This is a genomic window from Clavibacter davisi (assembly GCF_052751415.1).
Map to the genome: position 1 here is coordinate 590,017 of NZ_CP199882.1, position 9,763 is coordinate 599,779.

The 9,763-nt window shown below is 74.7% G+C and carries 8 protein-coding genes; 6 read left to right on the top strand and 2 right to left on the bottom strand.

Going from position 1 to position 9,763, the window contains the following annotated elements:
- Positions 1-74 precede the first annotated feature (74 nt).
- Together ACU4ZT_RS02935 and ACU4ZT_RS02940 are read left to right on the top strand one after the other, a co-directional pair.
- Positions 75-839 (top strand): YcnI family copper-binding membrane protein, encoded by a 765-nt coding sequence (locus ACU4ZT_RS02935; RefSeq protein WP_063072393.1) that lies wholly within the window; start codon positions 75-77, stop codon positions 837-839.
- A complete protein-coding gene (locus tag ACU4ZT_RS02940; protein ID WP_270980198.1) occupies positions 836-1,702 on the top strand; it encodes a copper resistance CopC family protein in 867 nt (288 codons plus the stop codon). The genes ACU4ZT_RS02935 and ACU4ZT_RS02940 overlap by 4 nt, the downstream gene beginning before the upstream one ends.
- An 82-nt stretch (positions 1,703-1,784) precedes the next feature.
- On the opposite strand, the gene ACU4ZT_RS02945 is transcribed toward ACU4ZT_RS02940, so the two are convergent.
- Positions 1,785-2,687, bottom strand: coding sequence for a LysR substrate-binding domain-containing protein (locus tag ACU4ZT_RS02945; protein WP_445337824.1), 903 nt, complete (start codon positions 2,685-2,687; stop codon positions 1,785-1,787).
- A gap of 175 nt (positions 2,688-2,862) precedes the next feature.
- Here ACU4ZT_RS02945 and ACU4ZT_RS02950 point away from each other — a divergent pair, with 175 nt between their 5' ends.
- The 4 genes from ACU4ZT_RS02950 to ACU4ZT_RS02965 all read left to right on the top strand — a co-directional run bounded on the left by ACU4ZT_RS02950 (position 2,863) and on the right by ACU4ZT_RS02965 (position 8,473).
- Complete coding sequence (locus ACU4ZT_RS02950; protein WP_445337826.1) at positions 2,863-6,510, top strand: proline dehydrogenase family protein; 3,648 nt, start codon at positions 2,863-2,865, stop codon at positions 6,508-6,510.
- Entirely contained in the window at positions 6,511-6,969 is a 459-nt protein-coding gene (locus tag ACU4ZT_RS02955) for a GNAT family N-acetyltransferase (protein WP_445337828.1), read from the top strand. It abuts the gene before it with no gap.
- A gap of 233 nt (positions 6,970-7,202) precedes the next feature.
- Complete coding sequence (locus tag ACU4ZT_RS02960) at positions 7,203-7,865, top strand: hypothetical protein (protein ID WP_445337830.1); 663 nt, start codon at positions 7,203-7,205, stop codon at positions 7,863-7,865.
- A gap of 20 nt (positions 7,866-7,885) precedes the next feature.
- A complete protein-coding gene (locus tag ACU4ZT_RS02965; RefSeq protein WP_414748407.1) occupies positions 7,886-8,473 on the top strand; it encodes a 4'-phosphopantetheinyl transferase family protein in 588 nt (195 codons plus the stop codon).
- A 27-nt stretch (positions 8,474-8,500) separates the two neighbouring features.
- On the opposite strand, the gene ACU4ZT_RS02970 is transcribed toward ACU4ZT_RS02965, so the two are convergent.
- A complete protein-coding gene (locus tag ACU4ZT_RS02970; RefSeq protein WP_414748406.1) occupies positions 8,501-9,721 on the bottom strand; it encodes an AAA family ATPase in 1,221 nt (406 codons plus the stop codon).
- Between the last annotated feature and the right edge of the window lie 42 nt (positions 9,722-9,763).

Below are 9,763 nucleotides of genomic sequence, written 5' to 3' on the forward strand. Positions count from 1 at the left end.
CTCCCTCCGGACGCCGCCACGGCCGCGCCCGCTCCCGGGGCCGCCACCGCGCGGCCCGGAACAGGACACCAGCCATGACCACCTCATCCACCCCCGCTCCCCGCCGTCGGATCCTCCGCTCGGCCACCGCGCTCGTCGGCGGCGTCGCGCTCGCCGTCGCCCTCCCGCTCGCCGCCTCGGCGCACGTGCGCGTCTCGCCCGACCAGGCCGCGGCAGGCAGCTACAGCACGCTGACGTTCAAGGTCCCGACCGAGTCCGCGACCGCGACCACCACGAGCGTCACGGTCGACCTGCCGAAGGACACCCCCTTCTCCAGCCTCTCCACCGAGCCCGTCCCCGGTTGGACCGCCAAGGTCACCACCGAGAAGCTCGACACCCCCGTGAAGACCGACGACGCGACCATCACCGACGCGCCCATCGAGGTGACCTGGACCGCGGACGACGGCGTGGGCATCAAGGCGGGCGAGTTCCAGCGCTTCACGGTCTCGGTGGGGCCCGTGCCCGCGGAGGGGAGCATCATGCTGCCCGCGCACCAGGGCTACTCGGACGGGTCGGTCGTCGACTGGGACGAGGCGACGCCCGCGTCCGGCGAGGAGCCGGAGCACCCCGCGCCCACGCTCTACGTGCAGGACGCGCCGCCCGCCGACGCGATGAGCGCCATGAGCTCCCCGGCGCCCGACGCCGCCGCCGCGACGACCACGGCATCCTCCTCGGACGCCGCGGGCAGCGCGGTCGCGGTGGGCCTCGGCGTGGGCGGCCTCGCGCTCGGCGCGGTCGCGCTCGTCGTCGCGGTCTTCGCGCTGACCCGCGTGCGCCGCGAGGGCGGCGGCCAGGCGTGACGCCCGGACACCGGATCCGCCGCGGGCCCCGTCCCGCGGGAGCGCCCGCGGCTCCGCGCCGCCGCCTCGTGCGGGTCGCCGCCGCGCTCTCCGGCGCGGCCCTCGCGACGGCCGCGCTCGCGCTCGTCGGCATCGGACAGGGGAGCGGGCCGGACGCCGCGCTCCCCGCCTCGGCGCACGACTACCTCGTGTCGAGCTCGCCCGCAGCCGGATCCACCATCGACGCGCCGCCGTCGGAGGTCTCGCTGACCTTCAACGACGTGATCCTCGACCTCGGCGCGTCCGGCGGCGGCGACGCCGGCGGAGCGTCGGCCGGGGCGGGCGGATCCTCGATCGTGCAGGTCACCGGCCCCGACGGCCAGGGCACGCACTTCGAGACCGGCTGCGCCGTGAACGCCGGCCGCACGGTCTCCGTGCCGGTCGCGCTCGGCGGGAGCGGCCAGTACACCGTCACGTGGCGCGTGGTCTCCGCGGACGGGCATCCGGTGTCCGACTCGATCACGTTCACCTACCAGGCGCCCGCGGGCGCGGCGACGGCGGCGGGATCCGCGTCCGGGCCCGCCTGCGCGGCGGCCCAGGAGGGCGCTGCGGGAGCGGGAGCGGGCTCCGGCTCCGCGGGCGGATCCGCGACCGGCGAGGCCGGCACCGCGGCAGGCCAGGAGCAGGGCGTCGCGCCGTACCTCGGCGTCATCGTCGGCGTGGGCATCGGCATCGTCGTGCTCGCGGCCGCCGCGGTCGTGCTCATCGTGGTGACCGGGCGGCGGAAGCCGGCCGGCGCGGGTGCGCCCGCCGGCGGCACGCCCGGCACGCCCGGCACGCCCGGCACGAGCGACGCGGACGGCGACGGGCCGCCGACCGCCTGACCCCGCGCCACGGACCGCGACGGGCCCGGATCCCCCAGGGATCCTGGCCCGTCGTCGCGCGGCCCGCGGAGCAGGCGACGGGTCAGCCCGCGGCCGGTCCCATCAGCTCGACCGCGCGCGCCAGGGCGTCCCGGCAGGCGCGGATGCCCGGCCGGTCGAGGCTCCCGACGCGCGACGACGTGAACACCGTGCGCCGCGGCGACCCCGGCAGGCCGACGAGCCGCACGTCGGGCTCGCGGCCGGCCCAGACCAGGTCCGGCAGCACGGACGCCGCGTGCCCGCCGCGCACCAGGTCGATGTGCGCCTGCAGGTCAGCCGTCACGTAGCGCACGTCCGGCTCGAAGCCCGCGACGCGGCACACCTGCTCGGCGAAGTGGCGCGACGCGGTGCCCGCGGGTTCCATCACCCACGGCAGGCGGCGCGCGTCCGAGATGGAGCGGACGTCGTCGTGGCCGGGCGGCAGGCCGAGGCGGAGCGGATCCACGCACAGCTCCTCGCGGTCGAGGTCGGCCGGCCGCGGCGCCGCGTGCGCCGGGTACTGCTCGGCGATGACGAGGTCGTGGTCGCGCGCCCACACGTCGTGCAGGCCCGACTCGGGCTCGCGCATCGTGATCTCGACCCGGAGGTCGGGGTAGTCGTCGCGGAGGATCGTGAGCGCGGGCGGCACGAGCGCGAGCAGCGCCGACTGGAACGCGGCGATGCGGATGGTGCCGGACACGTTCGCGAGCGACGCGTTCACCTCGGTCTCGGCGCGCTCCAGCCGCTCGAGCAGGGCCGTCGTGTGCTCGACGAGGATCTCGGCCTGCGGCGTGAGCACGACCCGCCGCCCGACGTGGCGCAGCAGCGTGACGCCCGCCTCGCGCTCCAGCTGCGACAGCTGCTGCGACACCGACGACGGGCTGAACGACAGGGCGTCGGCGACCGCGCCGATCGTGCCGCGGAGCTTGAGCTCGCGCAGGAGCCGGAGCCGTCGCATCTCGAGCACGTGCGCCTCCCGCGGGATCCCAGGCGAGCATGGAATCATCGGCGGAGCCGCACGATGATCATCGGAAACGTTCAGCGCATCCGACGAGAGCATGGTCGCACACTGGGTGGACGCGCTCGCCGCGCGGACGACGACGACGGGGCCGACGGCCCACACGAGACGAAGAGGTTCCCGCATGACCGCCGAGACCGCATCCGCCCCCGAGACCGCGGCGATCCCGACGCTCGCCGGAGCCGCCGCCCCGGACCGCGACGACCTCGCCGACCGGTCCGTCGCGCTCGTGCGCACCTGGCTCGCCGAGGCGGCGCAGCACCCGGCGGATCCGTCCGCCGAGCGCCTCGCGGGCGTCCTCAAGGACGAGAACGGCCTCGACTTCACCATCGGCTTCGTCGACCGCGTCGTGCGCCCCGAGGACCTGCCGGTCGCGGGCAACAGCCTCGCCGCGCTCACTTCCAAGACCCCCGGCTTCCTGCCCTGGTACATGCAGGGCGCGATCCGCGCGGGCGGCATCCTCGGCCCGGTCCTCCCGCAGGTCGTCGTGCCCGTCGCGCGCCGCGTGCTGCGCGAGATGGTCGGGCACCTCATCGTCGACGCGACGAGCGAGAAGCTCGGCCCGGCCATCCAGAAGCTGCGCGAGGGCGGATCCCGCCTCAACCTCAACCTGCTCGGCGAGGCCGTGCTGGGCGAGAAGGAGGCCGCGCGCCGCCTCGCCGGCACGCGCGAGCTGCTCGCCCGCGACGACGTGGACTACGTCTCCATCAAGGTGTCGAGCGTCGTCTCGCAGCTGTCGATGTGGGCGTTCGACGAGGCCGTCGAGAAGGTCGTCGAGCGGCTCACCCCGCTGTACGAGCTGGCGTCGGAGGCCGCGACCCCCAAGTTCATCAACCTCGACATGGAGGAGTACAAGGACCTCGACCTCACCATCGAGGTATTCACGCGCGTGCTCGACCAGCCGCAGCTGAAGGGCCTCGAGGCCGGCATCGTGCTGCAGGCGTACCTGCCCGACGCGCTCGCCGGGCTGCAGCGGCTCACCGCGTGGGCGCAGGAGCGCCGTGCGGCGGGCGGAGCGCCCATCAAGGTCCGCATCGTGAAGGGCGCGAACCTCGCGATGGAGCAGGTCGACGGCCGGATGCACGACTGGCCCGTCGCCACCTGGGCCACCAAGGAGCAGACCGACACGCACTACAAGCGGATGCTCGAGCACGCGCTCCAGCCCGCCGCGGCCGACGCCGTGAAGGTCGGCGTGGCCGGCCACAACCTCTTCGACGTCGCGTACGCGTGGCTGCTCGCCGAGGAGCGCGGCGTCACCGACCGGATCGAGTTCGAGATGCTCCTCGGCATGGCCACCGGCCAGGCCGAGGCCGTGAAGCGCACGGTCGGCGGGCTGCTGCTCTACACGCCCGTCGTGCACCCGACCGAGTTCGACGTGGCGATCTCGTACCTCATCCGCCGCCTGGAGGAGAACGCGAGCCAGGAGAACTTCATGTCGGCGGTGTTCGAGCTCAGCACGTCGAGCGCGCTGTTCGCGCGGGAGGAGTCGCGGTTCCGCTCGTCGCTCGCGGGCGTGGACGACGCGATCCCGGCGCCGAACCGCACGCAGGACCGCCGCTTCCCGCCGGAGCTCGACGACGTGGATCCGCTCGCCGAGCCCGAGACGCCCGAGGAGCCCGCGGACGAGATCGACCCGCAGCTCACGAACGTGGTGCAGGGCTTCACGCGCGGCTCGCTGCTGACGCCCGACGCGCTCGTCGACCCCGAGGCCTCCACCACCCCGTTCCACAACGCGGCCGACACGGATCCGGCGCTGCCGACCAACCGCGCCTGGGGCCGCGAGATCCTGGCGCGCGTGGAGGCCTCGCGGCTCGGCGTCGCGACCATCGACGCCGCGCGCATCGACTCCACCGACCAGCTCGACGACGTCATCGACGGCGTGCGCACGGCCGCCGCCGCGTGGGGCGCCCGCCCCGGCGACCAGCGCGCCGCGCTGCTGCACCGCGTGGGCGTCGCCATCGAGCGCAACCGCGCGCGCCTCATCGAGGTCATGGCGTCGGAGACCGGCAAGACCATCGCCGAGGCCGACCCCGAGGTCAGCGAGGCCGTGGACTTCGCGCACTACTACGCCGAGCGCGCCCGCGACCTCGACCGTGTGCAGGGCGCGCGGTTCGTGCCGTCGCGCGTCACCGTCGTGGCGCCGCCGTGGAACTTCCCCGTCGCGATCCCCGCGGGCAGCATGCTCGCGGCCCTCGCCTCCGGCAGCGGCGTGGTCGTCAAGCCCGCCGGACAGGCGCGCCGCTCCGGCGCCGTGCTCGTCGAGGCGCTCCGCGAGGCCGGCGTGCCGCGCGACCTGCTCGCGCTCGTCGACGCGGGCGAGGCCGAGTTCGGCGAGCACCTCATCTCGCACCCGGCGGTCGACCGCGTGATCCTCACGGGCGGCTACGAGACCGCCGAGGTCTTCCGCTCCTGGCGCTCGGACCTCCCGCTGCTGGCGGAGACCAGCGGCAAGAACGCCATCATCGTGACCCCCAGCGCCGACCTCGACCTGGCCGCGGCCGACGTCGTGAAGAGCGCGTTCGGCCACGCCGGCCAGAAGTGCTCGGCCGCGAGCCTCGTGATCCTCGTGGGCTCGGTCGGGAAGTCGCGCCGCTTCCTCACCCAGCTCGTCGACGCGGTGTCGTCGCTGCGCGTGGGCTACCCGTCGGATCCGACCACGCAGATGGGCCCGATCATCGAGCCGGCCGCCGGCAAGCTCAAGCACGCGCTCACGCAGCTCGGCGTCGGCGAGAAGTGGCTCGTGGAGCCGCTGGCGAAGGACGAGACCGGCCGCCTCTGGTCGCCGGGCGTCCGCGACGGCGTGAAGCCCGGGTCGTACTTCCACCTCACCGAGTTCTTCGGGCCCGTGCTCGGCGTGATGCGCGCCCGCACCCTCGAGGAGGCCATCCGCTTCCAGAACGCGATCCCCTACGGCCTCACCGCGGGCCTGCACAGCCTCGACGCGCGCGAGCTCGAGCAATGGCTCGACACCGTCGAGGCGGGCAACCTCTACGTCAACCGCGGGATCACGGGCGCGGTCGTGCAGCGCCAGCCGTTCGGCGGCTGGAAGCGCTCCTCGGTCGGATCCGGCACCAAGGCCGGCGGGCCGAACTACCTCATGGGCCTCGGTTCCTGGGTCGCGGACGAGGGCCGGCACTCCAGCTCGCTGCACCTGCGCGGGCTGTCGCCGCGGGTCACGGAGCTCATCGAGTCGGCGCAGCCCGCGATCCGCTACGAGGACTTCGATCTCGTCCGCCGCTCCGCCCTCAGCGACGCCGTCGCCTGGCACGACGAGTTCGGCCAGGTGAAGGACCCGAGCGGCCTCGGCGTGGAACGGAACCTGTTCCGCTACCGGCCGCTGCCCGTCACGGTGCGGCTCACGGAGTCGGGCGCGCTCGCCGACCTGCTGCGCGTGCTCGCGGCCGGGCGCCTCGCCCGTGCGGAGATGCACGTGTCGGTCCCGGGGATCCTCCCGGCCGGCCTCGGCCAGGTGCTCGAGGACCTGCCGAGCGTGCACGTGATCATCGAGACGGACGACGCGTGGCTCGCCCGCGTCGCGACCGACGGCATCGCGACCGAGCGCGTGCGCCTCGTCGCCGCGCGCGACGCGCGGCTCGTGGAGGCGCGTGCCCTGTCGGACGCGCTCCGCGGCACGCCCGACGTGGCCGTGTACGCCGACGAGGTCACGGCGGCCGGCCGCGTCGAGATGCTCACGTTCCTGCGCGAGCAGGCCATCAGCATCACGGCCCACCGCTTCGGCAACCCGGACGACTGGAGCGAGGCGGTCATCTAGGTGACCGCGATCGAGGTCCGCGCGCTCCGGGCCTCGGAGGTCGGGCGGCTCGAGCAGGGGGAGCCGCCCGGCCGCGGGTTCGCCCGCACGATGTGGGCGCTCCAGCAGGCGGGCGGATCCACCCTGCTCGTCGCGTGGGACGGCGACCGTCCCGTGGGCTCCGGCCAGCTCGACCTCCGCGGCGCCGCGCCGGAGCTGCGGAACCTGCGGGTCGACGCGGCGGAGCGCGGGCGCGGCGTCGGCACGGCGATCATCCGCGCGGCCGAGGAACGCGTCGCGCCGGGCCGCCTCACGGTCGGCGTCGGCCTCGACAACCCGCGGGCCCGCGCGCTGTACGAGCGGCTCGGCTACCGCGGCACGGGCGAGGTCACGACCACCACGTACGCCTACGTCGACGACGACGGCGTCACCCGGCAGGCCACGGAGACGGACGAGACGCTGGCGCGCGACCTGGGCTGAGCCCGGTCGGCCTCGCCGACCTGCCACGATGAGCGCATGCGCGAGAGGGAGGCCATCGCCCGCGCCCGGGCGATGTGAGGTGCGGGTCGTCGCCGTGGCGCTGATCGCCGCGTACTGGAGCCTGGCGAGGATCGCCTAGGGCCGCGATCCTCGTGCACCGGCGGCGCCCGTCTCCACAGCCGGCACCGGGGATGATCCGCGCGCGGCCCGCCCGGATCCGCGACCCTGGACGGATGCAGCGCTCCGAGACCGTCGACCGCGCCCGGACGCTGTGGGACGACGGCCGGCGGCGCGAGGCGATCGTCGAGCTCCGCACCCGCGTGCGGCGGGAACCGGGAGACGCGGTCGCGCGCCTGCTGCTGGCGTCCTGGTACCGCGAGGTCCGCGCCCCGGACCAGGCCGCCCGCTGGGGCATCGCGTTCCCCGGGTGGACCACCGCGCGCGAGCGCGAGCTGCTGGCGCGCCTCATCGCGCCCTCCGGCGTGCGCGACGAGCACCTCGGCCGCTTCCTCGCGCTGCCCGCGGGTGAGCGGCCCGCCGAGCTCGCCGAGGTCATGACGATCGTCGGCGGCCTCCGCGCCCCCGACGGCTGGCGCGGCGCGAAGCCGCTGCGGCCGCGGGACCTGCGGAGCCGGATCGCGCACGCCGTCCACGTGCTCGGCTGGGTGCTGCTCGCGGGAGCCCTGATGATGTCCGGCCTCGTGGCGCTGGCCGGCGAGGACGCCACATCCCCCGCGCGCGGCGGCGTCGCCCTGGGGCTCCTCCTGCTCGCCGTGGCCGCGGTCGTGGAGGGCACGCGGGCCCGCCGCGGCTGGTGGTGGGTCGGCCCGTCGGCCGTGATCTCCGCGGTCGCCCTGGTGGCGGCCGCCGTGGCGCTCGCCCGCATGGCGCTCTGAGCGCCGCCTAGGGTCGTCACGTGACCCCCGCTCCCGCCGCCGTGCACGTGTCGGTGGTGCCGGTCGACGCATCCGCCGATCGCGCCGCCCGCACCACCGCTGGGCGCGACGCGCTGCGGGCGCTCGCCGCGGAGATCGTGGGCGCGGATCCCGCCGCCGTCACCGTCCGCGCCCGCTGCGCGACCTGCGGCGGACCGCACGGACGGCCGGTGCTCGGCGGATCCCGCGCGCTCGACGGCCTGCACGCCAGCGTCGCGCACGCGGGCGACGCCGTGGTCGTCGCGGTCAGCGCCGACGGCCCGATCGGGATCGACGCCGAGCCGCGCGGTCGCGCGACGCCGCCCGGGATGACGCTCGGGCGATGGGTGCGGATCGAGGCGGTGCTGAAGGCCGACGGCCGCGGGCTCCGCGTCGAGCCGGAGCGCGTGCGGTTCGCCGACGACGCGGACGACGCGCGCGGCCTGCTCGCCTGGATCGACGGCGAGCCCGCGCGCTACCGCCTCATGGAGGTCGCGCTCGCGCCCGACCTCGTGGTCGCCATCGCCCGCCGTGTGCGGCGCGCCGGTGAGGAGTCGCTCAGGGTCGAGATCCGCGCGCTCGACCGCTGAACGGGACGCGGCAGGGGAGACGCGGGTTCACTCGTTCTCCGCCTGGTCCAGCACGAACTCCGTGAACCCCGGCACGGTGAACGACAGGTGCCCGTGCTTGTTCGCGTCGAGGAGCCCCTTGTCCAGCAGCTTCTGGCGGGCGACCGAGATGGCTCGAGTGGTAGTCGCCAGGGCATCGGCGAGGTCGGCGCGCTTCACGTCCGTTCCGCCCAGCCGCGCGACCGCGACGAGCATGTCCTGCTGGCTTGGGCTGGCCGACCTCCAGCGTGCGGTGAAGAGCGTCTCCATCTCCGCATCGACGGACGGCAGCGCGGCCACGACATCGTCGAGCGCGATGGCGTCATCCGGTCGCAAGCCCTCTCGGGCGAGTCGCCTGCAGGCCGCCCTCCAAGACGCATCGCCGATCAGCTGGACCTTGTAGGGATAGCCGCTCGATTCCGATACGGCCCGATCGAGGGCCGCTACGTCCCAGGCGACGGCGACGGTCGCAGCCGTGGCCTGGAGCGCCTCCCGCGCGCCGGCGTCGGACAGGCCGTGCAGGGGCTGGAAGCTGAAGCGCTCGCTGAACGTCACCGCCTTGTTGATCTTCGTCGGGGCGCCAGGCAGCCCGACGGCGAAGAGCGCGGTCCGTGGCTGCCCAGGTTCGAAGGCGCGAAGCGGGGCCATCTCCTGCCATGCGTAGGCGAGCGTGCGCAGGCTCTCGGGGTCCGCCTCCTGGATCTCGTCGATGAGCAGTGCGATCCCCGCGTCCCCGTCATGGATCACCGCGTCGATCGCGGCGCGGATCGCCTGCTGGATCTGCTTCGCCGACGCGGCCGTCGGCGTGCGCTCCGGGGTCAGCGAGACGCCGACCTGCACGATGCCGGGCGCCCCCAATGTGACCGTCGCCGAGTCGATCGCCTCGAGTGCGGCCTTCCGCAGACGCGTGCCGGTTCCCACCACCTGCCGGAGCTCACCGAGCAGGGATCGCACCAGATCCTCGTCGGGATCCGCCGTGATCAGCACGGTCCGGATGCGGTACCCGCCGAAGATGCGTTGCGCCTCCCGGAGCAACGACGTCTTGCCGATCCCACGGGGTCCGTGGTCGACGTGCACTCGAGGGATGAACAGCCCGTCGGATGCCATGCGCTGGGCGGCCTCGCGGAACTGCTGCAGCTTGTCCGCTCGGCCGGGGAGGCTCGTCGGCACGGATCCCGGTGTGTAGGGGCTCAGCGACTCGCTCGGATGACGTCTATCGTTGTTATACATCGACCCGAAGTATAACGACGATGGCACAGACCCCGAGGTGTC

Coding starts and splice junctions, on each gene's coding strand:
- ACU4ZT_RS02970 (WP_414748406.1), bottom strand. CDS start 9,721: ATGTATAACAACGATAGACGTCATCCGAGCGAGTCGCTGAGCCCCTAC.
- ACU4ZT_RS02960 (WP_445337830.1), top strand. CDS start 7,203: ATGCAGCGCTCCGAGACCGTCGACCGCGCCCGGACGCTGTGGGACGAC.
- ACU4ZT_RS02950 (WP_445337826.1), top strand. CDS start 2,863: ATGACCGCCGAGACCGCATCCGCCCCCGAGACCGCGGCGATCCCGACG.
- ACU4ZT_RS02935 (WP_063072393.1), top strand. CDS start 75: ATGACCACCTCATCCACCCCCGCTCCCCGCCGTCGGATCCTCCGCTCG.